Origin of the sequence: Actinospineispora eucalypti (assembly GCF_039543365.1) — a bacterium.
Classification (GTDB): domain Bacteria; phylum Actinomycetota; class Actinomycetes; order Mycobacteriales; family Pseudonocardiaceae; genus Pseudonocardia; species Pseudonocardia eucalypti.
On the sequence record NZ_BAABJP010000008.1, the window covers coordinates 415,451 to 441,571 of the forward strand.

At 60.9% G+C, this 26,121-nt stretch carries 22 protein-coding genes; 13 read left to right on the forward strand and 9 right to left on the reverse strand.

What is annotated here, in order from left to right; all coding sequences use genetic code 11:
* Positions 1–240: 240 nt before the first annotated feature.
* Together ABEB12_RS12965 and ABEB12_RS12970 are read left to right on the forward strand one after the other, a co-directional pair.
* Positions 241–687 carry a hypothetical protein gene (locus ABEB12_RS12965; protein WP_185061595.1) on the forward strand — a complete coding sequence of 149 codons (447 nt, stop codon included), beginning with the start codon at positions 241–243 and terminating at the stop codon, positions 685–687.
* 494 nt (positions 688–1,181) lie between these two features.
* Complete coding sequence (locus tag ABEB12_RS12970; RefSeq protein WP_185061594.1) at positions 1,182–3,023, forward strand: lipase/acyltransferase domain-containing protein; 1,842 nt, start codon at positions 1,182–1,184, stop codon at positions 3,021–3,023.
* 14 nt (positions 3,024–3,037) lie between these two features.
* Here the strand turns inward: ABEB12_RS12970 and ABEB12_RS12975 are convergent, their stop codons facing one another.
* From ABEB12_RS12975 to ABEB12_RS12985, 3 genes are all read right to left on the reverse strand, one after another.
* The gene (locus tag ABEB12_RS12975) at positions 3,038–3,856 is read right to left on the reverse strand and encodes a hypothetical protein (protein ID WP_185061593.1); all 819 of its coding nucleotides are present in this window, start codon (positions 3,854–3,856) and stop codon (positions 3,038–3,040) included.
* Positions 3,857–4,068: 212 nt separating this feature from the next.
* Positions 4,069–4,530, reverse strand: a complete 462-nt coding sequence (locus tag ABEB12_RS12980; protein ID WP_185061592.1) for a hypothetical protein — start codon at positions 4,528–4,530, stop codon at positions 4,069–4,071.
* Positions 4,531–4,537: 7 nt separating this feature from the next.
* Entirely contained in the window at positions 4,538–5,464 is a 927-nt protein-coding gene (locus ABEB12_RS12985) for an ArdC-like ssDNA-binding domain-containing protein (protein WP_345702785.1), read from the reverse strand.
* A gap of 467 nt (positions 5,465–5,931) precedes the next feature.
* Between ABEB12_RS12985 and ABEB12_RS12990 the strand changes: the two genes are divergently transcribed.
* Complete coding sequence (locus ABEB12_RS12990) at positions 5,932–6,672, forward strand: hypothetical protein (protein ID WP_185061590.1); 741 nt, start codon at positions 5,932–5,934, stop codon at positions 6,670–6,672.
* A 77-nt stretch (positions 6,673–6,749) separates the two neighbouring features.
* Positions 6,750–7,124: a hypothetical protein gene (locus tag ABEB12_RS12995; protein WP_185061589.1), complete on the forward strand. Its 375-nt coding sequence runs from the start codon at positions 6,750–6,752 to the stop codon at positions 7,122–7,124.
* Positions 7,125–7,149: 25 nt separating this feature from the next.
* Here the strand turns inward: ABEB12_RS12995 and ABEB12_RS13000 are convergent, their stop codons facing one another.
* The 3 genes from ABEB12_RS13000 to ABEB12_RS13010 all read right to left on the reverse strand — a co-directional run bounded on the left by ABEB12_RS13000 (position 7,150) and on the right by ABEB12_RS13010 (position 12,021).
* Positions 7,150–8,610 carry a type IV secretion system DNA-binding domain-containing protein gene (locus ABEB12_RS13000; RefSeq protein ID WP_185061588.1) on the reverse strand — a complete coding sequence of 487 codons (1,461 nt, stop codon included), beginning with the start codon at positions 8,608–8,610 and terminating at the stop codon, positions 7,150–7,152.
* Positions 8,607–9,524: a replication-relaxation family protein gene (locus ABEB12_RS13005; protein ID WP_185061587.1), complete on the reverse strand. Its 918-nt coding sequence runs from the start codon at positions 9,522–9,524 to the stop codon at positions 8,607–8,609. Before ABEB12_RS13005 ends, ABEB12_RS13000 begins: the two co-directional genes overlap by 4 nt.
* A gap of 70 nt (positions 9,525–9,594) precedes the next feature.
* On the reverse strand, positions 9,595–12,021 hold the full coding sequence (locus ABEB12_RS13010; protein ID WP_185061586.1) for a helicase HerA domain-containing protein: 2,427 nt from the start codon (positions 12,019–12,021) through the stop codon (positions 9,595–9,597).
* A 179-nt stretch (positions 12,022–12,200) separates the two neighbouring features.
* Here ABEB12_RS13010 and ABEB12_RS13015 point away from each other — a divergent pair, with 179 nt between their 5' ends.
* The gene (locus tag ABEB12_RS13015) at positions 12,201–13,049 is read left to right on the forward strand and encodes a hypothetical protein (RefSeq protein ID WP_185061585.1); all 849 of its coding nucleotides are present in this window, start codon (positions 12,201–12,203) and stop codon (positions 13,047–13,049) included.
* Positions 13,050–13,424: 375 nt separating this feature from the next.
* On the opposite strand, the gene ABEB12_RS13020 is transcribed toward ABEB12_RS13015, so the two are convergent.
* The gene (locus tag ABEB12_RS13020; protein WP_185061584.1) at positions 13,425–13,649 is read right to left on the reverse strand and encodes a hypothetical protein; all 225 of its coding nucleotides are present in this window, start codon (positions 13,647–13,649) and stop codon (positions 13,425–13,427) included.
* 1,216 nt (positions 13,650–14,865) lie between these two features.
* Here ABEB12_RS13020 and ABEB12_RS13025 point away from each other — a divergent pair.
* Positions 14,866–15,678 (forward strand): AAA family ATPase, encoded by an 813-nt coding sequence (locus ABEB12_RS13025; protein WP_185061583.1) that lies wholly within the window; start codon positions 14,866–14,868, stop codon positions 15,676–15,678.
* Between the two features lie 647 nt (positions 15,679–16,325).
* Positions 16,326–17,162: a hypothetical protein gene (locus ABEB12_RS13030; protein WP_185061582.1), complete on the forward strand. Its 837-nt coding sequence runs from the start codon at positions 16,326–16,328 to the stop codon at positions 17,160–17,162.
* Between the two features lie 1,295 nt (positions 17,163–18,457).
* Here ABEB12_RS13030 and ABEB12_RS13035 read toward each other — a convergent pair.
* Positions 18,458–18,871, reverse strand: a complete 414-nt coding sequence (locus tag ABEB12_RS13035) for a hypothetical protein (protein WP_185061581.1) — start codon at positions 18,869–18,871, stop codon at positions 18,458–18,460.
* Positions 18,872–19,001: 130 nt separating this feature from the next.
* Here ABEB12_RS13035 and ABEB12_RS13040 point away from each other — a divergent pair, with 130 nt between their 5' ends.
* From ABEB12_RS13040 to ABEB12_RS13065, 6 genes are all read left to right on the forward strand, one after another.
* The gene (locus ABEB12_RS13040) at positions 19,002–20,231 is read left to right on the forward strand and encodes a helix-turn-helix domain-containing protein (RefSeq protein WP_185061580.1); all 1,230 of its coding nucleotides are present in this window, start codon (positions 19,002–19,004) and stop codon (positions 20,229–20,231) included.
* 62 nt (positions 20,232–20,293) lie between these two features.
* Positions 20,294–20,524 (forward strand): hypothetical protein, encoded by a 231-nt coding sequence (locus ABEB12_RS13045; RefSeq protein WP_185061579.1) that lies wholly within the window; start codon positions 20,294–20,296, stop codon positions 20,522–20,524.
* A gap of 315 nt (positions 20,525–20,839) precedes the next feature.
* Positions 20,840–21,199, forward strand: coding sequence for a putative ATP-grasp-modified RiPP (gene tgmA / locus ABEB12_RS13050; RefSeq protein ID WP_185061578.1), 360 nt, complete (start codon positions 20,840–20,842; stop codon positions 21,197–21,199).
* Positions 21,196–22,143, forward strand: coding sequence for an MvdC/MvdD family ATP grasp protein (locus tag ABEB12_RS13055; RefSeq protein ID WP_185061577.1), 948 nt, complete (start codon positions 21,196–21,198; stop codon positions 22,141–22,143). Before tgmA ends, ABEB12_RS13055 begins: the two co-directional genes overlap by 4 nt.
* The gene (locus ABEB12_RS13060; protein WP_185061576.1) at positions 22,140–23,252 is read left to right on the forward strand and encodes a methyltransferase domain-containing protein; all 1,113 of its coding nucleotides are present in this window, start codon (positions 22,140–22,142) and stop codon (positions 23,250–23,252) included. The genes ABEB12_RS13055 and ABEB12_RS13060 overlap by 4 nt, the downstream gene beginning before the upstream one ends.
* Positions 23,252–23,524 carry a hypothetical protein gene (locus ABEB12_RS13065; RefSeq protein ID WP_185061575.1) on the forward strand — a complete coding sequence of 91 codons (273 nt, stop codon included), beginning with the start codon at positions 23,252–23,254 and terminating at the stop codon, positions 23,522–23,524. Before ABEB12_RS13060 ends, ABEB12_RS13065 begins: the two co-directional genes overlap by 1 nt.
* Positions 23,525–23,817: 293 nt before the next feature.
* Here the strand turns inward: ABEB12_RS13065 and ABEB12_RS13070 are convergent, their stop codons facing one another.
* Positions 23,818–25,839 carry a UvrD-helicase domain-containing protein gene (locus ABEB12_RS13070; protein ID WP_185061574.1) on the reverse strand — a complete coding sequence of 674 codons (2,022 nt, stop codon included), beginning with the start codon at positions 25,837–25,839 and terminating at the stop codon, positions 23,818–23,820.
* Between the last annotated feature and the right edge of the window lie 282 nt (positions 25,840–26,121).

A 26,121-nucleotide genomic window follows, 5' to 3' on the forward strand; every position in this document is an offset into this window, starting at 1 on the left:
GAACGCACGTTGCGGAAATCAACAGTATCCCGCCGACTAGCAAGGATCTGCGAGTAGACGGGATCACTATTCACGTTTGCAAGACCGCAAGATCGCTAAACGTGGGGGGTCTGGAATACCCTTGGGCTTCCGCAGCAGCTCGGTGCGACTCCAAGTTGGCATCGCCAACACTATTACCCCGGGAGCAAGGCATGCGTTTTTGACATGCAATAACGAAATAGGTTATCGTTAAGTATCGCTATGAAGATACTCTATTTTCTCTATGGCAAGTTGCTTACGGTACTCGCACTCGCTTCATTGCCACTGCTGGCAATCAGCCTTCTCTCTCCAATCGAGGATATCAATGTCTTCGGCATGTATTACTATCTCGCCTGGCTCTGGTTCTTGTGCTTTCTCTCCATAGGGTATCTTTCCGTAGGTACGTATCGGCTATCGCTACTCGGAAAGCGGAACCGGCACGGGCAGCACGCCAACTACCCCTTGCTTCGTCATGGCACCTTTGGTCTGGTCACTTCTCTCGGCGCGTTATACCTCCTGGCTCTCTTGGTTCCCGCAACGGCCCTAGCCCCTGACGGCACGCCGTGGTGGCAACTACCGACATGGGTCTTAGTCACCTACATCACGACACCACCTTCCTGGCTTCCATGGGGACCATTCCTCATCCTCGTGTCCCGACTGATCATCTGAGTCTCTCGCAAGGAGTTGCCCATGAAACAGCGGGCCAATCTCTCCACTTTCGTACTTCTCCTTGTCTACATCGCTCCCCTACTCGCTGGCTGTGGTTCCGCTCCATTCGCGAATACCCCGCCTGCTGCACCAGACCTCCGCTCGCTCGTGACAAACCTCACCTCTGCCGATCCAGCCGTCCAGGAAACGGCGCTGCCACCTGGCCTGCGGGTCATGTCTCGCCGACCTCCCGGGCTCTTGCCTACCGGTTCGACACTCGTGATGGCCCCCGAGACATGGGAGATTGCCAGCCTCGACCAGGCCGGCCGGCCGCACCTTGCGACCATCCACGCCACACTCACCCGGCCAGGCGAGCCCGCCGAAGCATTGAGCTTGCATCTGATTCACCTTGATGATCAGTGGCTCCTCTATGAGACAAGCCCGTCATGACCTCGACGGTCAGGCGAGCGTGGCTGATAGGGATCGCACTCCCGCTTGTCTTCGCAATACTCCTGGTGACTGAGCCCGCTCATGCATACGCAACGGCGGCTGCCGCCAATTGCTCATGTCCGAAGGTGGTCGATGCTCAGGGAAACCCACTCAAGGTGCCACCAGGCAAACAGCCCGTCCTCCTGGTCCACGGCTGGGGTCTACCAGGTATCGCATGGCCTTTCGGCAATCCTAGTCAGTGGAACGGCAATAACGGACTTGCCGATCAGCTCGACAACAAGAAGAATGACTATGTTGTTGGGAGGCTGGACTACAGCGACATCCACGAAAAATGGGTGACAGACGGCGGCTCGGATAGCAAATCCATCGCCCAACGAGTTGCCGCAGCTATTAAGTGTCTAGCCAAGAACACAGGGAAGAAAGTGATCACCGTCGGCCACTCAATGGGCGGACTCGCGATTCAAGGTTCATTGGACATCGATCCGGCAGTCGCACAAAATATCGCCGGCATCATTTCGGCCGGTACCCCCTGGCAGGGCGTGCCACGCGACAGGATAAACCTGATTATTAACGCCGCTAGGCTGTCTGCGACGGGTCTAGATGTGCCTCTTGACTTTCGAGTCCAATTTTACCTCAACACGATTGCCGCCAGTAGCGGGCTTCAAGCTATGGAGGCAGGTAAAGAAGGCAAGCTCTCGGGTAACTTTAGCAACCTTCCAAAAATCCCTCCAGATATCGACCTACTTCCAGTCGGAGGAACGCTCACGGCGCCGTCGAAGTCCGATGATGTCAACAAGCAGACGCTGCCACTGACCGACATTGCCGCCGGCCAACAGGTCAACCTTGTCGGCACAACTGTAAATCTGTTTGGCCAAATACGATCAGCCCTTGTTCCCAAGGATCAGAAAGCGAGCGAGGCCGCAGACCCCTTCGTTGGAATAAATTCTGCAACGAAACCAGAGGCTGGCGGTCATGTACTCACACCCATTGCGCTTGACTGCAAAACTGGACCATTCTGGTGTCGCTTTGGCGCCCGCCCGTTTCTCGGAAGCTTTCATTCTGATATCCCAACAGACCCAGCCTTTGCCGAGCGAGTCATGCCGACAATCGAACAGTGGAAACAGAAGAACACCCATGCCTCAACTGACAAGCTAGCCAACGACCCAGACGCCCTCGGCAATTGTGAACCAACACCTACGCCTGCCCCAACCCCGCCTCCGCCGCAACAGCTCATCGTTGATCCACCTACGCAGCGCTATACTCCGCACTGCGACGATAACGAGTATCTCGACCACGGTGATTGCAAGCTCAGGCCGGTTGAGTGTCGCCACAACCAGATCCCGGACGGTCATGGCGGCTGCAAGGACAAACCTTGTCGGGACGGCCAGGTACGTCACGGTGACGGTGATTGCTACGACCAACCGCCCGCCGGCGGCCCAAGTTGCCGACCTGGGATCATGGTGTCGCAGGGCGAGTGTGGGCCTGGGTACAACAACGGTAATCCGAACCGCCAAGACCCTTGCCCCAACGGGATGGTTCGCGTCAGTCCGGCAACTTCTTCAAGCAGTGGTTGTGTCGTTCCTGGCGGCGGTCAGCAGCACACGCAATGTCCTCCCGGCCAGCACCACAACAACAAGGGTGTGTGCGAATCCGACCAGCTGAACCAGAGCGGACCCTGTCCGGACGGCAAGCACCGAGACAAGGAAGGGATCTGCCGGTCCGCCAGCCAACCAACGACGAAGACCACCCCGCCAAACTCGCAGACGAGCAAGAGTGCTCCGACGAGTACGCGGCGCGGCGGCCACCAGGCCGGCGGTGGTACTCCGTCCACGACGAAGAAGCCCGACACTGTGTGCAAGCCGGGCTACGAGATGTCCGGCGGGAAGTGCCAGAAGGTCGAGAAGTAGCCAACGAACCCGCGTTATGGTTCGTCCTCGATGTCTTCGCTGTGCTGTGCAGTGAGATCGTCTGCCCAGGCTTCGTACTCCTCGTTAGATAGATCTGGGTACGCGATCGCCACCAGCTCGGGTGAGGGCGCCCGTAGTGGCGATCGCCGCAAGGGTTCGGAGAAGCAGATCAGATCGTCGAGGAACCGCGTGGCTTGCCATGCGAGCTCTTCATCGTCGCACCAAACGCCCATCTCAAGGTGAGACTTCGCCTGCTCAGTCCAGTTCGCGCTCCCCCACCACACCGACTGCGGCCGGAAGAAGCGCATCGGCTCTGCTCCGGGTCCTTCCTCGGTGATCTGCCCGAGGACCAAGAGCTTTGCGTGCAGGAGCGGCTTGCGCTCCTGGCTCCCTGACCAGCCCACCATCCGCACCGGGCCGACTCGGTAGTCGGGCGGCAGATCGTAAGGTGTGAGCCAGTCCTTATCTTCGTCCTCCATTGCGGGAATGCGATTCCGCATCCCTGCAAGCACATTGGGAAAGGCGTTCCTCGCATTTGCCAGTGGTTCAGCCAAGTGTCGACAACTCTTATCAATCACGATGCAGCAGGCCGAGAGCGCCGCTAGGCTGCGCGCGATCTCAACGTGCGTTAACCAGGGGACACAACCGATCGCTGCAGGTTTTCCCGTGAATGTCCTGCGCACTGTTGCGGCGTGCGTATCGAGCAGTTCGGCAATACCGTGCACGACATCACTGCCGAACCAGATCCGCCATTGCCCTGCTGGTCCCCATGAGCGTGGCTGCGCTCGCCACATTGCGAAAGCATCATAATCATCAAACGACTGAGGCGGCACACTTTAACCCTACGCGGCAGCACGCGAAGAGGAAACGAGCAATCGTCATGATCTCTACTGGCCAAAAGCGGTGACGACGGCCTGCCGTCGCTCCCCCGCCGAGCGCAGTCTCGGCTTCTCCGCAACTTACAGAGTTGATCTTGCTGGCACTTTCCGGACATCACGAACACCCGGCCTCTGCGTGAGACCGGGTGTCGTCCTCATGCTCTCCGCTACTCCTCATGCTCATTCAGCATGCGCGCTAGCCGTCGCCAAGCACGGGTGATGGTGTGCCATGCCAACTGGTCGCAGACCTCCCAAGCGAGCGGACCAACCTCGATTCGCACATGCGCCGGGTGTTCGTGGCCAGACCTGGCAGGCACGCCAACGATCGTGCAGACCGGGTGTCCCGCGAGTCGAACGATCGTGCCAACCAGGGCCACGCGGACCGGTACGTGCAGCTTCCCGACGGCCGCCCGGGGCGGCACAGCCGCGCACACAACCGGCTTTGCCATGTGCCAGGTGTCCGCCACTCGTTCCGCAACGAACGGGCTGCGTACATAGACCAACAGTTCACCCATGCGCATCCCGGCTTCCTGGTCCGTGGTGCCGATATGCCGCACGCTGACTTCTACCGGAATCGATCCGGCGACGCGCACCGCAGTGGCGGTAATCGTGCTGGTGTGCCGGCTCATCAAGCACTCACCCCAACGGCACAGCTGCCGCCATACTTTCGGCGTTGTACCGCTCGAGGTCAGCCAAGATCGCCGTTGCGGCCTTGTGCACCGTCTCGGCAGCTGTCCGCAAGAGCTCCGGGTCACCGTTGCTCCAACCGGCCACGTACCCGGCGGCTGATTCTTCAAGGTCCAACCCGCACGCCGTCGCGATCACGTAGGCGATGCCGTCTGCCTCGGTCTCTCGTTGCGCACGAGCAATCTCCCGATGCTCATGATCCGCGCGGATGTGCCCGAGCTCGTGGGCAAGGACGCGTACGGCTTCCGCTTCGTCGACGTCGGGCCGAACGGACACCACACGGTCCGCGCAATTCGTCCAGCCATGCGCGCCGTTTCGTGCCGGGTTTCGCTCCAGCCGGTAGCCCGCAGCTTCGACCAGGTGGACAAGCCCGTCCCACAGACCAGCCGGGCCAGCACCACGCAAGATCATCTCGGTTGGTGCGGTCGGGAGTGCCTCCCCATCGGTCTGGCTGATGTCCCATACGTTCTCCGTGCGGAAGCCACAGACCACCATGAGCGGGCGGCCGTCGTCGCCGTAGGCAGGCTGGCCCTTGCCCACCCGTGCCGCTGCTTCCTCATCAGTCAATCGGCGGCGCACCGGCGCCAGAACCTTGAGCGCTCGTTCCCCTCGGCGAACCTGCCGCTGCATGCTCTGCCACGTCCGGTACCCGGCAACCTGGGACAACGCCATGCCTCGCTCTTCAGCCTGCAGCCAGAGCAACAGGACGTTGTTCACGCTGTAGCGGTGGAACTTGGCCGCAGTCCGCAACATCGCGGCCCATGCCGTACTGCTGGTCAACGCCAGGACTGCTGTCGTGAGCTGGCTGGTCAGCGCCTCCACTTTCGCGACACGCTCCTCAGGCGTGCTCGTCGGCCGCTTTCCCCGGTGCTGCATGCCGCTCACGATCCGGCTCCTACCGAGCGGCCCTCGTCCTCCCACTCGTCCAGCAGCTCAGGCGTGACGCATTGGCCATCCGTCGTGTGCCCAAGACAGCCATCGCAACAACCCTCGTGCTCGAGATAACCGCAGGTCTGGCACTGCATCGCTTTGCCTCCTTGACGCCCTGGTCATGCAGGCGGCGGGTCCTGCCCGCCACCGCAATGCGGCGCCAGGCACGGCCGGAGAGGCTCGCGGTCAAGGGATTAGGCGAAAAGATCTTGGGCAAGCGCAGCGGTCCGAAGGATGACCAAGATGTTTTCGACCCCTTGATCGTGAGACCGGCCGTGCCAAGCTCAGGGCGTCAAGAAAGGCAGCCTCCGTGAAGCGGAGACGTACAAATCCTGCCCAAACGCCGGCATTGAGACGCTCTGCCAGGGAGTACCGTTACGAAGACACACGCTTCTCTCTCCAGGAGCTCACTAATGGATCTCGAAGCGCTGTTCGCAACTCCAGTCGGCACTCGCCTGCTCCGGTTAAGGAGGGGTGAGACCGCTACGCAACCGCCGACCGAGCTCATCCTGTGGAAGCCGGGTCTCGATCCAAAAGCCCTCTTTCGAGCGTCCCACTTTCAGTGCACTACCCGAATGTTACGTCGAGTTGCAATTATCGTAGCAATCATTCCCATAATCTCCCTGATCGTTGCTCTCTACTTCTCATCGCGAGCTGACTACTTCACAGGTGGCATCTTCTTCATTCTTACATTGTTCTCATTCGTTGCCTTCTTATGGTTTGCGTCCCACATCCAAGATCGAGAAACTGCCGACAAGGAAGATTGCGACAACTGGTTGCCGAGCGTTCGCAACAAGCACTACTACAGTTCGAGAGATCGCAACGAGCAGGTGCGGCCACTCATCGAGGCGCTGCGCAAAATCCAGAAGAGCAGCGCACAGGGGCCTGGAGTGATCAGCGCAGACATGCTTTCAAGCCTGCACGAGCAAGTCTGGGTGCTCGTTACGTCGGGGTGTACGACAACCGCTGACGTGGCAATGCTCAGCTCAGTTGTAGCCGAAGTCGAGGACAAGCAGCGTGAGGACACACTACGACAACTCGATGAGGTGCGTCGTCGCGGTGAAGATGCTCGAGAAATGTTGCGTTACCAGGGCGAAGCGCTCATTGAACAAGTGCGCGCCTTTGATGAGTTCATGAGGAATCGCGACAGGTAATTGCGTCCTGAGTAGACGGCCACACGTCCAGTTGATCTTGACAGGTCTAAGCAAGATCACTTATGCTTGTGTCGTATATGGAAAATGCGGAAACACCGCGCGATGACCGTTCGCTTGATGAACGCCTCGAGGCACTGAAACAACAATCCCGACCTGACCGCAAGACGAAAGTAGTTCGCCGACGTGCGTCAGTGGCACAGCATGAACCAACACGTCTGGCAGGAGCATTTGACCAACGGGCGCAGGACGCAACGGATGCAGCCGCTGCCACACTGCGCAGTGCGCAAACGCGGATATCTCGGCGCAATGAGGAAGCTGGAGCCACTCATCGGGACGCGAAACGCGCTCTCGAGAAACAAAGCACGGCTGCTGCCGACGAAAACGAGCCAGCAGCTATGGTTGCACGACGCCGTCTCGACCAGATCCGCGCCGAACTCAAGCGTCAGAAGTAGCGGGGGGTCGGCAGGCGTCGCGCCGTTACCGCCGAAAGATTGTCTTCCCGAGACGGCGAGGCCGCCTTCCGATCGTCGCTGCAGGTCCCGCTGACTCGCCCGCCTGGGCCAGCACTTCGCGATCCTCAATGGGCCCAAAGTACTTCGTGAGGTATACCTGCCTGACCGCCTCGAGCCGCTCGCGTGGCACAACCACCTTCGGTACGGACGGCGTGAGGATGTTGTGCACTGAGTCGTCCGGCAGCCGGACGAACGTCTCCCCCACTCGGAGCCGCTGGATCGCCTGGACATGACGCTCCCACTGCTCTGGTAGGGACAGGTAACTCGGGTGGGTCCGTTCCTCGGCCTGGTCGTCCGTCACCACATGCTTGACCTCCATCGGGTTCACCGCTCCGATGAGCCGGGCCGAGTACTCCGCATCCATCCGGCCGGTCTTCAGGATCATCTCGATCCCCACGTTCTGCAAAGCGCCCTTGAGGCGGTCGCTTGCTTGCGACCAGTTCTGGTGCGCCATGACCGAGAACAGTCCGTACTTTCGAGTCTCCGACAACATGCGCGTCAGCGACGTCTCGGACTGGGCCATGAACTGGCTGAACTCATCGATCAGCAAGTGATGCACGCGCCGCTTCGCGTCCTCGTCGTCAGCGCGGGAAAGCGCGGCGTTCTCCATCCCCACGGTCAGAAGGCAGCCGAACAGCCGCTTGGTGTCTTCGGGCAGCGGCCGGGCGAGCGAAATGATCATTGATCGACCGGAGTCGATGATCTCCCGAAATGAGAGCCGATTCGTCCTGTGGCCGAGGCTGTAGCGGAGCACCGGCGAGAGGGTCAGGAGGTCCGCCCGGCTCAGCGTCGACTCCTTGCGGGTTGCCTCCTCCCTTCCCCACTGCTCCATCCGCCCTCGGAAGAACCGCACGACCTGCGGATCACTGCCCTGCCGCAGCGCCCGGTCTCGAAAGGGCTTGTCCGTCAGGAGATCAGCAAGCCGCGTGAGCGGCAGGTCTGCCTGCCGGAGGGCCACCACAGAGTGCTTCAGGATGTTCTCGAAGGTCGGGGCACCAGTTGCCAGCTCGGGCCAGGCGCGACGAGCCGCCTCCATGACGAGCTCAGCCATCTCGTGGTCGCCGTACGGCTGATCCAGGAAGTTGAACGGCAGGTACCGCTTTCGCCTGGCCGCCGTGGGGATGTCCAGATAGATGATCCGGTCGTACGCGCTGGGGTCGTCGTAGACACCGCGTGCGACCAGGTGCTTGAGGATCAGCTTTGAGAGATCACCATGCGGGTCGATGAGCGTGACCGGCATGCCGGCGGCGAAGAACTTCAGGAAGAGGTTCGCGAGGAAGTTGGACTTGCCGGAGCCGGTCTTGCCAAGCACGTGCATGTGCACCTGTGCCTGCTCCGGCGTGATGGTGAGCTCTTTCCGGCCGAGGAACCAGAAGCGACGGGTACTCCCGAGCGTGATAGATGGTTTTCGGCCGAAGAGCCTCATGTCCGGAGCGGGACCACCCCGCCTTCTGCTGGTGCATCGAGCAAACTAATCACCGTCTCACTGGCCGGTGTCCGCCAGTGAGTCTGAAAGAAGAATTCCACGGGGCGGACGGTCGTCGGCTGTACTGCGGTGAACAGGAAGATCTCGGCGATGCTGTGTCCTCGGTCGGTGAGCTCCGAGAGGGTCCAGGCCGCAAGCTCGTCGCGCCGGCGTACGTCGGGGCAGACGACGGCGATCGTCAGGTTGTCCGTCTCAAACGCCTGCTGATACGGCCCAATAGCCCACTCGGCGAGCGCCGCGACCTTCTCCCGCCACGCCCGCTGGCCCTCAGTCCCTCGATCCAGCTCGACTGAAATCGTGATGCCAGGACCACCGTTCACGGCAAGCTCGAACCAGCCGTCCGGGATCACCGCACGCGTCCTGGTTCTCTCCAGCGGCTGTTTGGGGCTGGCTGGCACTTCCACGTGAACCGGGCGGTGTTTGAGCTGCCGCTCGGAGAGCATCCTGCGGCATTCAACCTGATAGTCCCGGGTGAGGCATGTTGCGCTGAGCAGGACATCGATCGCGTCCAGCGTGTGCTGCATATACGGGCTGTTCTTCGTTGCGCGCCGCACCTCGTTGGGTCGGAATCGCCTCTCGACCTCGTAGCCGAGACCATGGACATAGGAGCGCCCCTTGGCATCCAACGTGTAGACGAGAGGTGCCTGTCCCCGCCGCACCGGCAGTGCATCGAGCGCGAGCACGTAACCGGCGTCAGCGAGATCCTTGAGGCGTCGTTGTGCCTCACGGTTGCGGTCGCGGGAAGAAGGGTAGAACAACCGGCTCGTTTGAGCGGCAGTGAGGAAGAAGAACCGGGCAAGAGCGATCAGGATCGGCTCATCCGCAGCACCGATTTTGAAGGGCAGCTGAGTCATAGTCAGGGTTTACCAGGGGATGTTATTTAGAGCCATTCAGATTAGCAAATATTTCAAAAGAAGTAAACCCTCACCTTCGCGGACGCCGCGTTATCGGTGGTCCCGCAGGTTCTGACGGATTGCGACGTGCATCTATCTCTCGTTGCACGTCCGACCAGGCTCGTGCGTATTGCTGCAACGACCGGGATGTGACCTCAGTCAGCCTGTGCGCTCCAATTGATTCCGCAGGCTTCCGAGCTGTCACCCGATACTCATGCGGGTTACCGTTTTGATCCAGCAGTTTGCAGTACGCGACATACTTCGGCAATGACGATAGCTCGGTCGCTATCTCTGCGGCCCGGTCCGCGTGAGTCTGGTCGAGCTCCTCAATCTCGTCGTACACGGATGGCTCGGAAATATGTATCTGCTGATATTCACGCTCGCGTCCCTGGACAAAATGTATCGCAGGCCGAGTCGTTCGTTCAGTATCCCGAACCGCCTTGTGACCACGCAGCACCTTTTCGGTCCAGACTCTCTCGTGCTTTCGACGAAACTCGTCTGCTTCCTGTCGCTTCTCGTCAAGGAGCGCGCTTGCCCTATCGCGAAGACGCGCGATCTCAAACGTCTTGAGGATCAGCCAGCCGATACCTTCCTTGAAATCGGTCACAGCCCAATGGCTCCCCGGCCACCGTGGATATGTACCATCACGTTCAGTGCCCTGCGCTGGTGGTTTCGGCCCGTTCCGCTCCACGTCATCCGTCGAGAGCGGGGTGGCTCGCATAAAAAAGTTCTTCTCCTCGTATACAGTCCGCAACATCGTACACAATTCATCTGCTATCCCCTCAAGCCACTCTCTGTCTCCTTTTCCCTGAGCGAACCTCTTCGCATGCTCTTTCAGGCCGACTACTAACCACGCATGATCTGCCGCGTCAGCAGGAAGGCGGTAGACCTCGTATACATGTTTCTCTGCTTCTTTCCATCCACGATGCCAAGACTTCGGCAACTTAGCAAGAGTCCGTAACCCGCCGACGGTTACCGTTTCCCCGCTTCGCACTCGCGCAACCATGTGCTCGGCGAAGTAATCTCTTCGAGGGTTGAAAAGCATATGATCAGTACGGCCTATTGCCCACTGCTTATTGCCGCCGATGTAGCCACGCCAATCACCGAGCATGCTAGATATGTACTTCGTTGCGTCGCCGGAGCGCGCCAGCATATGGTCTCCACAGCCGCATGGACAGGATGTCTCGGAAGCACACTCCCGCCTCATCTCTACACCAGTCCGGAAGAGCTCGAGACGGCGACGAGCAACTGCGAGCATGGCTTCAATCGCTTCGGTCAATTTCGTCAATGTGCGGTACTGGGTCTCGTGGTCTGCGCTCTCCCACTCGGTATGGGTGACGTTTTCATACTCAGGCACGGTACGCAGCTTCACGACCCGCTTCGTCCGCTTCGGTGTTGTATCCAGATGTAACGACATTCTCGGTGCATCTTCACCGTCGAGCTGAAACATGATCAGTGAGGCAGCGCTTGCCGGCCTTCCGCCCACTCGCTCGAGGTTCTGGTGAGCGACCGTCATCCCGATCTCGTATTTACCGAATTCCTCAAGCATCCGGTCTGTGGTCCTCGTAGCGAACCGACCGTATTCATCAAGGTAGACGTGCACACGTGGCCGGGCGCTCGTACTTCGTCCAGCACGCCTTGCCACCGCGTTGCCGAGATTCGCGAGAAAGGCCATGCCAAGGAAGTCCGCTGTGTCCCGATCCAGCACATCACCGGAGAGTCGGAAAATTAAGCACTGGCCTCTATCCAGAGCACCATCAAATGGAACAGTCGTCTTCTGCTGCGCCACCATATACCGGATGGCATCACTGCCCAGGAACCTATTGACCTTATTCAACACTGGCCACCTGACCTCCCGGCGCTCCCGAGGAGGTAATCCCTGATACTCCTCCCAGAAGCTCAGGACAGTGCTGTTTGTCACTGTGTGCAGCGAGCGCTGGAGGAAGTGTCGGTCGGTAAACAGGAGCGGCACCTCGTTGAGTGTGTGCCCGTTAGCGATTACGACGTAGGCCGAGTTGCGCAGACCCTCGTCGATCACCGGGTAGAAGTTGCGCTCATCCAGGAAGAGCTTTTTGAACACCTCAATCACGTTGCCAACGACACGGTCGACATTCAGGCTGTCGTCATGCGGGCTCTCATACAGGTTGAGGCCGAAAGACGTACCCATACCGAGCTCAACCACCGTGATGCGCTCAAGCGCCTCCGGTGGAGCGACTTCAACGATCCGAGTCGCAAGATCACCATGTGGGTCCAACACGATGGTCCCGGTGCCTGCGATCAGATCGTCCCTGATCAGATGCTCAAGCACGGTCGTCTTGCCGAAACGAGTCTTGCCGATCAACGCCACGTGCGCGGTTCTGTGCTCTGCTCCGAGGTAGACCGGGCTGCCCTCTCCCGTATGACCAAGGAGGCAACCATCAGGACCCTCAGTGCCGACCAGAGTCTGGTACGCCTTCACCGAAGCACCTCCAGGTGTTCTGTGTCGCGCCTGCGTAGGTTAGCGGCTCTCGTCGGTTTTGGGGATAGGTCGTTTCTAGACGAAGGTGCGCATGACGCTGAGGCAGTCGTCATCCCGATCTACGGTGCGCGGTAAGTCGATATCGTGTTTACGGATAATAAAACTATCTTCGGCAACGATTGCTCCGATCGATTGCGATAATCACGACCATTCTTGACAACCTTTCGCAATCGTTTCATAATCTGACGTGCTTTATGACCGAGCGATATTCGTTGTTCCCCGATTTCGATAGAAAATCACTCACCGAAGCACTCGGCGGCGAGCTCCGTCCAGTCCACGATGTCGCGCATGGCGACGGTGAAGCAGTCGGCGTCGCCGGCAAGGCCGAACTGGAGATCTATCCTCGTGCCGGCGTCGCCCGGGTCACCACCGAACACGCTCGCGTAGAGGTCTTCCGAGTTCCGGGCATGACAACCGATGACGAAGCCGGCCGGGTGCACTTCCAACGTGGCGAGGAAGACGACCGCGTCCGGCTCCTTGTCCGATCCGACGGCAACGTGTCGTTCTACCCCGTCCTACGCGCCACAGAAACGCGCACAGCGGCCGAAACACCGCGCGATGCACCGGTAAGTCATCAGACGCCAGAGACGGCGTCTCAGAGCGTCACAGAACCAACGGACACGGCAGCTCCCCCGGCTCAGGAGTCAGAGGAACACGTCATTGTTACCCTCACTGGCCGGCTCGGTCGCGATCCCTGGTTCAACCGGGATGGTGATGAGCTCCGAGCTGGCTTCCCGCTCGCGGTGAACCATGCGGATGCGACCACATGGCACAACGTCGTTGCCCACGGTGAGGCCGCCGAAGAGGTCGATGCCGGACGCAATGCCGGCTACATCCGCAAGGGCCGAGAGGTCGATGTAGCTGGCCGGCACTCCGAACCAACCGGCAAGGGAAAGCCGCCGTTCGTCGCAACGGCCGTGACTCGGCCGGCGCGACGGCGTCAGTCTTCTCCTGGTCGAACCGACTGACAGCCGGAGGGCGAGCGGAGCGAGCCCGGCCTTCCTTGCCTAAGGAGAATTGCGGGCTTGCGGTTCCCCCAAATTCGCATTGGGGGGAGCGACAAGGCCTCAATCAGCGGCTCAACGTAGCCCGCACTTCTTAAGGATCGACTCAAAACGCCAGTCGCAAAGATACATACACATCATATCCATTGCGCCACGCTCCTCAGGACTTGCGGCGTCGTAATACGCTAACAAATCCTCGGACGCGTTTTCGTCATCGGAGCTCATCTCCGCGAATATTGTGGGGACGATATCTTCCATACTGCCCACCTCCCTTCTCGAGGTTGAATCCTCGCTGCTTCCTCCCAATTCGCAGGAGAGGAAGCCGTGAGCGCTCAACGCTCATCTGCCAAGAAGCTGGTCAAGGATGAGAGCTCCCCACCCTTTCGGCGGTTTGAGACTCACCCGCTGGCTTTTCGCCAGCTTGTCGTCAGCCGGCTTGATGTAGTCGCTCATGTGGTAGTCACGCTCGACCCCGAGCTCCAGCGCCGCCATCATCCGGTCGGACGCTTCGGTCTGATCCTTGCCAGGTACTTCGTAGATCCGAAGGATCTTGAACTTAGGCATAACGGTCACCTCCCTTCTGCTGCTCTTGCAACAGCCTCTTCCCGCCGCCGGCCACGCTCGTGTCAAGGCCGAGCCGCAGCGAGTCACCGCAGTGATGCAGCCTTGAGACGCGCCTGGCGGGTGGCACAATTAGGAGGCTAGAGAGCAGCCCAGGTGCTAACACTCCCGCTGGATCGCCGCGAAGCGGTGCTGGCGCGCAGCGCTCTCATAGTTGGCCGCAGGCCAACCACTGCGTCTGTAGGACGCTCTTGTCGTGCCGGAAGGAAGGTGCAGGAAGGAATGCCGGCGCGACTCCCGTGTGCGGAGCACACCCTCCCCTTGTGGGCGAGTGGCCTTTTCTCTGCCTCGCTCCCCTGATCAACCCAGGTACCCGTTCACGTAAGTTACCCACACAGATCACCACGGGACCAACAGCGGTAGTGCGAGGCAGAGAAAAGGACAGGAGGTCGGCGTCAAGCTGCAAGCAGCTAGGGAACAACGAGACCGGTGACGCCGACCTCCTGTCCGCAGGACGCTCGCCCACTCTTTGGCCTGGCCACAGGCCCCGTTCCTTCCTGCTACTGATCCACCGAAGGTGCTCCGTGACCCGCCCGCAGGTGCGGCTCTTGCGTACCGCCGCTCGTACCGCGCTGGAACGGTACGACTGGCGCGACCTCGAACGTGAGCAACAGAGCTGTTCGATCAGTTCTGGTACTCAAGCGCGGCGAGTCCTCCCTCCCCCCAAACCCCCTACCCCTCTCTAACCGAAAGAGTTCGACCTATTTATACGGCATTCGCTTTTTCTCCCCGTTGACGAGCAACGAAAAAAATAAAGAGTTGACATGCTTGTTTAGACGGGATCAGTTTCTCATGCTCTCCAGGTAGTGAGCCTAGTAGCCTTATAGTCAACCGCGATGCGCTCCGACTAAGCAATACGCTCTACCGTCGGTGCAAATAGATCAAAACATATAGCAATATGACCTGCCTAGTCCCGTACACTCCGGACCGTCCGTACATCTAGTACGAGGCGTCCTCCCCGGGTTAAACGTACGTCCCGTATGGGACGTCCTACCCATCCTCCCCGGGCTTCTCGTACCGCCCGTACTATCCGTACATCCCGTACGGGGCGTACGGGTATAGGCAACATTGGCGCATGTCTTAATTAGTACTTGACAGATAATCCATAACGTGTCATTCTAGTTGAACGGTTATCCAATCTTTGATAACTGCAATCGTCATGAATATCCCGGAGTACTTCAATCTCAATGAACAACCATTCAGGCTCGGACCCGATCCGCGATACTTATTCTACTCAGGGCAAGTAAAAGAGGCGATCGCCAAGTGTGAGTATATGGCCCTTAATCGTGTCGGCCCGATCTATATGTACGGGCCAATCGGCTCTGGAAAGACCTCGATCCTTCGTCGCCTTACCGAACGTCTTGGTGATGACAAACGCTACAACGTCGCCTACGTGATCGCCGCCAATGTTCGCAGGCCGAATACATTCCTCAAAGTTATCATGCAAGCGTTCGAACTCCAAACGGCGCGCTCTTATGACGCAAACCTCCATCTATTTGAGACATTCCTCGCCGAACAGTTCCGAAACGACACAACTCCTGTGCTTCTTCTGGATGAAGCGCAGAATGCTAATCGCGATGCACTCAAGCTCATCCACTACCTACTCAACTTTGAAACAGCCACGACCAAACTCCTCCAGATAGTACTAGCGGGCCAGGAGGAACTCGCGGGAAAGATACTGCGCTATCGCGAACTCGCTTCACGAATGTTTCCAATTGCGATTAACGCTATGTCCAGTGATGATCTCGAGGAGATGCTGCGGTTCCGCTGGCTGGTGGCGGGAGGCAAACAACTGCCTTTTGAAGAAGGGGATACAGCCTATCAAACTCTCTTTGCTTACTCCAAAGGGCTCCCGCGAGATGCAATCAAAGTATGCGACGAGGTTCTCAGAGAGCTTATGGCAACAGGCAGGAAGCGGGCGACAGCGAAAGATGTTGAGACAATAGCGATCCAACTGAATCTCAAACTCTAACTATGCCGGGACGATACGACCTACTACTGCAAAAAGACCAGCCGAAAGGCGATCCGTTACCGAAGGAAACTCCGAAGCCTTCGACTAACGAAGTTCAGAAACCCGCGCCGGCACTAATGTCCGAGATGACGACGGTGCCTGCCGCTTCCTCCGCACCACCCGTACGGCCCGTACTACCCGTACCCCCCGTACGGGGTCAGACAAAGCGAATTATGCGTCCTCGCCATCCGTTCGATATCTATCAAGATCAGTATGAGTCACTACGAGATCTATCGCTTCAGGAACGCATGGAAGGCGGGCAGGGGAGCATGTCAGCGATGGTTCGCGATGCCCTCGATAGCTATATTGGAAAGCATCGAAAGAAATAGGTATGAGGAGTCCAAGACGGTCAGCGTCATCGGCTTCTCAGGGAGGAACGCTCCTTAAAATGTTACGCTTTGTGAGTGCGAACTAGTCTCATTCAGTGATCCTCGGCCGAAGCCATCCGCCGCGCTGGCGGTTCAAGCACGCTTCTTACGCGCTCATTGAAGTGTGTGTTGTCGGGGGAGGACATTGTGCATACCAAGGCTTGCGCAGATGCAACAGGCCATATCTGCCGGTGCACCGGTTGTGGAGGATCTGAGCACGGCTGGGTGGGCGGTCTCTGGTTGGCCGCACCGAGCCGCACAAACGAGCGCGAGGCACGTGAAAGAGAGGCAGATGACCGATGGCGGGCGTCCTTTGACCCCTATACTAAAAAGTCCAACCGATTCAATCGGGAAGCAGCCGCAGACTCTGCGAAACTTGGCGTTATTCGCTGGCTAGCCCACAACTGGGCCGCCTGCGCTCAACGGCTTCGTGGTACCGAACCAGCGACATCGATCCCCAACGAAAAAGGCTCCTTACCAACCGGCGGCGAGGAACCTGAAAGTGAGCTGCAGCAGCTTGCCCACCTCGATGTCGCTGACGACGCAGTGGTTAAGGCGATCGACAAGCTCGGCAGTGCCATAGCCAAGCCCACCAGCAAAGTCATTGATGACTACCTCGAGGAAAGCGCTAAGCCACTTGTCCGTCGTGACTTAACAAAGCACTTCTGGTGCGATCTCTTCGCGACCCTTGCTCAGGCTCTGGAACTCTTCGAGAAGGCACTCGATAAGATACCGAATTGGGTTACCGACGCTATTCTACATTCTGAGCATCAGAAGAAGCGAAAGCTTGTCACTCGGCCGCTGGTCAAGCTTGCCGTAAAAAAGGCGTGGAGCGTCGTGGAGCAGATGATTGATCACTCGTTCAATCACAAGAAGGTCCTCTTCGCGCTCCGCGTTCTCGGTGTCCTTTGCTGCCCGGCACCTGAGAAGCACCGTGCCGTAGTCAAATATTGCGTCGTTCCACTCGGCAACAAGATCCTCGAAAAGGAGATCAAGGAACGCCTCAGAGCCGTGCTTCCAGAAGATCTAATCCAGGGCCTTGACGTTGAGAGTGAGCCAGAGTCAACTGAGGCATAATGGCCGACGCTTTATGCGTTGCCTTGGCTACAGGAGCTGCCGATTTCGCTGAGCGAAGTATAACCCGACATCGCTTCGCAATGCCCATAACCCGCTCCTCCGACCGAGCATGCTCGGCCGATACCACCGTCGCTGTCCGGACAGAATCTCCTGGAGGAATTTCGCCCCATCCATCGTCCGTGTTCGGAAGGCGAGAGGGGAGCCTCGCTCCTGCCTTCGATCGAGGTAGGCGAGTGTGCCAAACGCTTGCAGCTTGGCTCGCTCGGTGAGTTCGCGGTTGTCAGGGTCTTCCCACGGTGCGATCAGCCGTGCCGTCTCGCTGCTGTCGACCACCCGGAACCGAACCGCTGGCAAGCCAAACAGCGCCTTGCGCACCGCGACACTGTCCAGTCCCTCGCGGATGAACCAACAGACCTTCGTGCCCTTGCGTTCGCGAGATGCTGTCCGCTGGCGGAACTGGGTCGGACGCAACTGTACCTCGAGGCAGTAAGAACACTCGTGTACAAACACGTCGGCTCTGGTCGGTGGATGCTCCGGCGTCGTGGTGTACCCGAGGCTCTGCGCGATCCGAGCAAGGTAGAGCTTCAGCCACTCGTGCTGCGGGCTCGGTGGTCCACCGCCCAAGCCGGCAACGTCCCAATGATTGCAGGTTCGGCCGGCGACCTTGAACTTGAAGATGCGCGGGTTGTACCGGTTGTTGCGATTCTCGTAGGAGATCAGCTCAACATCGCACCCGGGCTCAGGGCAGACGAGTGGGGGACGCGGTACGGCACGTACGAGCTCCCAGTCGTCTGGGTCGCCGGCCCACAACGGCGCCGCACGTGGCTGATGCCGCAGCTGTGCATGGCGCTTTCGCGAAGGATGAGCGCACGCATCCATACTGTCTTTATCCCACGCTCCTGGCACCGGGAGGATAGTTCGTTCCTCGATTGCCGCCGCCGGACGTCCACGGGGTCGCCAAATCGCCGTTACGGCACGCTCGGCAGCGCTGACGGGTCGAAATCAGCCGGCGGGTCCAGTTGCCCTCTGAGGGCATCACAGCCCCTTCTAGACCCTTCCCGAGAGTCCACTCGCGATGCCCGGTGACGGCCTCGCTTCCTGGACGGATGCAAGTTCCTTCCAACAGTTACAATCAGTGCGCATCTGCTCACGGAATGTGCACAGGTTGATCGTTTACGCTTCGCTCGGAAGCGCTCAGACCCACGATTTGGCTGTCCTCCAAGCTGTCCGCCAACTGTTGCCAAATCGTGCCTTTTCTGCCTCTCGAGGCAACATGCAGTCACTGTTTGCCCAGGTCAGGGGCGGTTTACCTGCCTCAAGTGCCGACTCAAAATCCGTCCAGTGTCCGTTCGAGTCGGACCGGGGGCACCAGCATCTACACGAAACCCGCTGTTGGCCGTTTGGCCCGGGTCGTCGTCGTGTGGGGACATTATTTTGGTGATCCATTCGGCTGTGTCAGCGATGGCGGGTAGATCGTCGGCGGGCAGCGTAATGGTGATGGCCATGTTGCCGCTGTCGTGTTCGTGGATCGTGAGTTTGATGATCTCGAACAACTGGCGCAGCAGCTCCTCGGGTGCGCGGTACAGGTTGATCGCTAGGTGAGGCAGCGCGTCGAGCAGCGCCGCGTCGTTGGCGGTGGGCCGGTGGGTGGTTCGGTCTGGTCGGTCTTGTCCAGGTCGGCCGAGGTGAATGGCTGCCAGAGCTTGCACAGCCTGAATTGATCATTTGCCGGGGCGCGCATCTAGCTGTGGCGTAGCATTCGCCCTGCAAGCGTCCTCCAGGCTGGCCGGCTGCGGCTCTGGTCGACGGGAGAGCTCGCCGACAGGGTGGTGTCGGACGTTGAACGAGGGTAGCGGCGCGCCCGCGCCGAGGGTGGGGCAGCGCATCAAGGACGCGCGCGAGCGCGCGGGGCTGTCTCGCCCGGTGCTAGCCGGGTTGATCGGCATGTCCGCGGAGTGGCTCAAGCGCGTCGAGAACGGCCGCATCCAGACCCCCCGGCTGGAGATGCTCGCGCAGATCGCCGATGCCCTCGGCATGTCCGATGTGGCCGAGCTGACCGGGAACGGGTTCGCCGTACCGGTGTCGGTGTACGCGGGGCCTCGGCACGCCGCGCTGGGCGCGGTGCAAGCGGCGCTGACCGACTACCGGATCACCCCGGCCGCGAAGCCGCCGAACATCGAGTACCTCGGATTGCAGCTGGCGAACGCGTGGCGGGTCCGCCACTCCAGCTCTGACCATCGCACCCAGCTTGGCGCGCTGCTGCCGTCGCTGATCCGCGATGCCCAGCAGGCCGCCCGCACCACCGAGGGCGAGCAGCGGCGCGATGCCCGCCGGGTCCTGGCCGGCGTGTACGCGCTCACCGACTTCTACGTCGCCTACCAGCCCTCACCCGAGCTGGTCTGGATGGTCGCCGACCGGTCGCTGACCGAGGGGCAGGAAGCGGACGACCCGTACGCCACGGCCGGCGGCGCCTGGGCGATGGTCCAGGCACTGCGAGATTCCGGCCGGTGGGAAGAAGCGATCGCGCTCGCCGACGACGCGGCCGGCCAACTGGCGCCGTACATGGAGAACGCCCCGGACGACTGGCGCGGCATGGTCGGCGCCCTGGAAGCGGAGATCGCCTACGTGTGGGCGCGCCGTGGCCGCCACGGCGAGGCCTGGGCACGCTGGGAACGCGCCGAACAGATCGCCCGCCAGCTCGGCCCGGGCTACCGGCACGTGCAGAGTTCCTTCTCACTGCCGGTGATCAAGGCGCACGCGGTCACGCTCGGCGTCGAGCTACGCCACCCCGGGGAGGCACTGCGCCACGCCGAGGCGTTCGAGCCTGGCGACATTGCCTCGGTGCCCCGGCGGTCCCGGCACCTGATCGAGGTCGCGCGGGCCTACCACGAGCGCGACGAGCGGGTTGCGTCCTGGGCGATGCTGTCCCAGTCGGCGCGCGCCGCGATCGAGACCATCCGCTACAACGGCTACGCCCGAGAGATGCTGGTCGATCTGCGCAGCCGCCCGCCCACAGGCCTAGCCTCGGACGTGACCGCCCTATGCGAACAGGTCGGCATCGCCGCCTAGTCCATTCGGGTGAGGGTATGAATCGTACCCGCCGGTTTGACCTGCGTTAATACGGTCGTTGTGTGCATGGTGGGAACAACGACCGCACCCTGACGATGCCGGATCAGGGCGACCTGGAGCAAGCCAAGAAGATCATCGACACGCACCTGCGTGACCCGTGGGGCAACTGCATGGAATGCAGCGAGCACCCACCAGCACGCTACCCGTGCGACCTGGCCCGGCAGGCCGCAACCACGCTCGGCGCCGCTGTGTGTCCTGCGGAGTCCGACCATGTCGTCCGCGTCGATGCGTGACTCGGCGACGGGTGCGCGGCTTCGTGGACCTGATGTGCACCCATCCGACAGTGCTGGTCACCACCGAGCACACCCACCAGCCCGCCGCCAACGGGACATGCACCGGCTGCCCGGGGCGGCCGTTTCCTTGCGCCCATTGGAAATGCGCCCGCGAGGCCCCGCCAGCGACTCGGCTGGGATAGACCGCCACCCGTCACCGGCGAATCCGCCGAATTCGCCACGAGCAGGCGGACCGAAGGGCGATGCTGACACCGCCGCACCACAAGCACAAATGCCTGATCAACAACCGCACGGAATCGAAGAAAGGAACAGGTCATGCCCCTGCTCACCACCAATCCCACACCCACCGAGTTCGCTCACGGCCCGATCGCTTCGCACTCCGCCCAGTTCGGGCTCGCTCGGCCCACGGACATCCAGGCCGGCAACGCTGCGCCGTCCCCGGTTGGCGTGCGGCCGTGGAACCTGCGCGGCGCGCAGCCCTTGGGCCGCGCCGCCGGCGTGACCTCGTGGCGCTACGACCATGACCGACAGATCGCGGTCACGCCGGAAGGGTTTCCGGTGACCGCGGACGGCGAGGCATCGGCGGATTCGGTGTCCACGCTGGACGGCGACGAAGGGCCGAGCGAGGACTGGAAGTACGACTTCCACCCCGACTCCCCCAGCAGCCCAGTGTGAGCGTGCTGATCCTCGCCCGAGATTTTGATCCAAGCGTCGATCAGATGATCCCGATGTTGACCCGGCGCGACGCGACCGTGCACCGGGTCAACACCGGCTGGTTCCCCGCCCAGATGCAGGTGAGCACTGAGCTGCGTGGCCGTTGGCAGGGCCAGCTGTCGACCCCGCGCGGCGCGATCGACCTCGACGAAGTTTCCTCGGTCTGGTACCGCTCACCGGAGGCGTACCGAATGCCGCCGGAAATGTCGCCGGTCGAGGCCGAACACGCTCGAGTCGAGGCGAAATACGGACTCGGGGGCGTGCTGGCCTCCCTGCCGGTGCTGTGGTGCAACCACCCCAACCGCGTGGCGGACGCGGCGTACAAGCCGGTCCAGCTGGTCCGTGCGGCCATGGCGGGGCTCGCCGTGCCGGACACGCTGATCACGAATGAGCCGGACGCGGCGCGGAAGTTCGGCTCGGAGGGGCCGACGGTGACCAAGCTCGTCGGTGGGATGGCCATCGAGGAGGACGGCACTAGAAAGAACGTCTACACCCGCCTGCTGGCCGAAGCCGACTTCGCCGACCTGGCCGGCATCGAACACACAACGCACCTGTTCCAGCGCTGGGTACCCAAGGCACAGGAGTGCCGGGTCATCGTGATCGGCCGACACGTCACCGCCGCCGCGATCACCGCCGGCAGCAAACGGGCTTATGTCGACTACCGCACCGACTACGACAGCCTGTCCTACGAGCTGGTCGAACCACCCGGCGCGGTCGCCGCCGGGATCCGAGCGCTCTTGAAGGGCTTCGACCTGGTCTATGGAGCACTCGACTTCGTGATCACTCCCGAGGGCGAGTGGGTGTTCTTGGAAATCAACCCGGCCGGCCAGTACGGATACATTGAGCAGAACACCGGTGCGCCGCTAACCGAACAACTGGCCAACCTTCTCGCGGGGGCTGCATGACCACCACGGAAAGCACCTGGCAGCCCTACGCCGCCCGGCTGGCCGAGCAACTGGTCGAAGCCGGCGACATCCACGATCCGGTCTGGGCCAAGGCGGTCGCGGAAACCCCACGCCACCTGCTGGTGCCGGTCAGCTACCGCCAGCGGCCCGACGGCTCGTGGGAGCAACTCGACGACGACTTCGACCTCGCCTACTCGCCTACGACCTTGGTCACGGCGTTGGAGGACGGCGTGGCCATCTCATCCAGCACTAAACCGGACCTGATGGCGCGCATGCTGGAAACCCTCGACGTCCGCGACGGCCACCGGGTGCTGGAAATCGGCACCGGCACCGGCTACAACGCGGCCCTGCTGGCCCACCGGCTCGGCGACGACCGGGTGTACTCCGTGGACGTCGACCCCGGCCTGGTCGAACCGGCACGCGAGCGCCTGGCCAGTTTCGGCATCCACCCACATCTCGCCACCCGCGACGGCGCCACCGGGTGGGCCGAGTTCGCCCCATTCGACCGGATCATCGCTACGTGCTCAGTGCAGCGGATTCCATGGTCCTGGGCCGAGCAGCTCACCACTGATGGCCTGCTACTCGCTGACCTCAAGCTCGGCCCGGGTGCCGGGAACCTGGCAATGTTGCACCGGTCCGACGATCGGCTCGAAGGCCGGTTCACCGGCCGCTGGGCGGCCTTCATGGACCTACGCCAGCCCGAGCACGCGGAAACCCCCACACCGTGCCAACCCCAAGCGTCGCTCGTTCGTCGGCGCATGACCAGCGCGCCGGCACAGCCGTGGAATACGCACCGTGAAGTGTGGATGCTCGCCAGCCTCGCCCTGCCGGCGAACCTGACCCGTGGCTTCCGACTCAACGCCACTACCCGGGCACCAGAAGCGTCGATGCTGTCCGCGCCGGACGGCTCCTGGTGTGAGGTGGACCTGTCGACCGCCCAAGTTCGGGAAGGTGGCCCAACACGGCTGTGGGAGCAGGTTGAAGAGGCTCACACCCGGTGGCTACAGATGGGCGAGCCACGCTGGGAGCGATTCGGACTCACAGTCACCCCCGATCAACACCGGCTCTGGGTTGACTCGCCTGCGCAGGAAGTGACGGAGCTGAACTGATGGCCACCATCGATCACCGCTCCCAATGCGGCGAATGCCAAGCTCAACTGGTCCACCTCGTCGGCGATCCATCGGTGCCCTACGAAGACATCGAGCCGCTGGAAGGCGGGCCTCCAACCCTGGTCGAACACACCGAGGAACGCTGCCAATTCCACCAGTTCCTCACTCCGGACCCGAGAAACCACGTGCTCCCAGGTAATGCCGCATGGCTCACTAAACGAGCGACGGACCAACCGCGCAAGCTCCGGTTTAGGCGTTGGGTCCGGGAATGAAGCAACGGCGCGCCCTCCACTGACACCAACGACTCACGCACAGCAGCGAGGAGGCGCGGATCTTCCTGGGTACCCGACCCACTGGAATTAGGTACCGGGCTCCAGTGCGGAACGAACTCGCTGGCGCTGGTGGCCGCCATCCAGGACGCCAAGCGGTTGCGCGCACGGTATCGACTCGACGCCAAACAGGATCGGACGCCCGCCACGCTCGCCGTTTTCCGACCCAACCAGGTTCCACAACTCGGCCGTGGCCTTGGTGAACGTTCCACGTGAGCCAAGATGACTCATGTTTTTCACTCAGTGGTGCCGGTCCAGAGTCGATCTCGTGCTCGGGTTCTCCCAACGAACTCCTGACGGGCTCGTCTTGCTTCACGCTCGACTCGGTCTGGATGGTTCCCGCGATTGGTTGACCTAGCGAACGTGGGAAGGTAGACGGCAGCAAAATCGAGACCCTTGGAACGGTGCACAGTTCCAACCTTAACCCTATGATCGGGTTCGCCGTCCCAAATGCTGAGATCAATGACATCGATGTCGTATCCAGCGAGATAGTCACGCAGGTACGCCGCATCTATCTTGCTATGCACTAAGACAGCCATCTCTCCATACTTCACTCCAAACCGATGATGATCACGTTTAATCGCCGCCACCAGAAGAAACGAAAGATCCGATTTGCTCTGTCCGTAAGCCCGCGCTATAGGCGGACCCTCGCGTACGACTTTGACATCACGAACGCCCCGTTCACTAATAGGGTCAAGATCAAAGAACTCGTGGTTACTGACGACTTGATGCGCGGCGTCGATAATCTGACGGGTGTTCCGGTAGTTAACTTTCAACACCGTCGCGCGACCCAGAACGGATATTCCAGCTTCCGCCAGAGTGAATCCCCCCGTATAGAGGGCTTGTTGGCCATCGCCGACAAGGAAGAGACCATCAGCTTGCGGCGCCGCAAGCAGCCCACAGAGTTTCAAGCCCAGCATAGATAGATCTTGGACCTCATCCACCAGGACCGCAGACCAGCCCGGCTCCGGCGGCGCCTGCTCAACCAGATCAACCGCAGCGGACAGCAAGTCGTTGTAGTCGTGCGTACCTCGCCGTTCTAATTGCTCGTTATATGCGATCAGCAGATCCCAGACGTGACGTTTGTGCTCACCGGTAAGCGGGATGGATCGACCACGCCGTTCGAGACGTTCATACTCGACAAGTCGTCGCAGTCCACGGCCCTTGATGACATTGTTGATCTCTTCCTGCCAGTACTGCGGATTGGCGCATATGGCCTTGAGTGGGCCACGCGCGCCGACTCTATTCCAAGCTTGTCCGAACGCTGCCTCGATCTTTCGCCCGTTGGTGGCCTTCGACTGATTCGCATCCGCAAGCAACTGACGGGCCAGCTCATGTATGCCCAGAAAGTCCACCCTATCCACCGTCTGTGGGGACAGCCGCCGATATACAGGTTCAAGTTGGTGGGTCATCGTACGGACAAAACTGGTGATCAGAACGCGACCGGGGCGGGTGGCCGCAAGCCATGCGGCCCGGTGCAACATGACCACTGTCTTGCCAGTTCCCGCCGGCCCACGCACTCGAGCGGGACCGTTGAAGCTACGCCGGACGAGACGATTCTGCGCGGGATGCAGGAACCCCATCCACTCCACCAACGGCTCGGACGCGGCCCGTTCGATCTGCGCATTAAGTTCAGCCAAATCGAACAGCCCACCATCCGCGGGTGGAGGCGGCGCTTCCGCCGGTGGCGCGGGTTCGGACTGTATCGGCACCGCAAGGACTCCCGAACGCGGCGCCGGGATCAGGCCGGCCGCAGAGCTGGGCGGCAACTGCTCGATCATTCGCCCACTGACCAACTCCACCTGCTCGGACGAAAGAACGTGGGGACGACGTGAAATGAGCGCACAAAGCTGACGAGGCACACAAAGGCACACTCGCCCAATTCGAGGTTCGAGCTCACTGGCGTGGGCATGACTGGTGAACACCAACACCGGCATCACGTGAATCGGGGACAACCCGGCAACGACACCATGCTCACTACTCGTAACGTCCTCAAGGACGTCCTCAATGGCTGCGACCAGCCTGAGCAGGTCTTCCACCGTCTCCTGCCGGTCATCATCACCGCACCACAACCGGCCGTTCCGCACCGCGATGCTGCCTGACCAGTGCTTGGTGTCCACCACCGCGACGCCGCTCGGCCCTATCACGAGGTGGTCCACGTTACCTCGGCTGGAGCCTGGCCATTGTCGAGCGTGCAGGATCCGCCAGCCACGATATGCCAGCGGTTCCAGCTCGGCGGCCGTGATCGGCTCCGACAATGCCGCAGCCCCGAAGCCCCTCTCTAACTCGTACTCACGCCGTAGCGCGGCGGACAGATCAAGCCTGCGCGCCGCAGCCCGTCGCACCTCCCGCCGAGCCGATGCTCCCGGACCCTGATCAGCGTCTGCACGATCGTCATCACCCACCCGAACGTCTCCGTTCCCCCAGGCCAAGGACGCCATAGAGACGTTAGCCGTACTGCTGCAAGTCTTGGGGCGGAACGAGAAAACCTGTGCGGCGTCGATCAGCCTGCCTGGCTCAACACTCGGACTGGGTAGAGG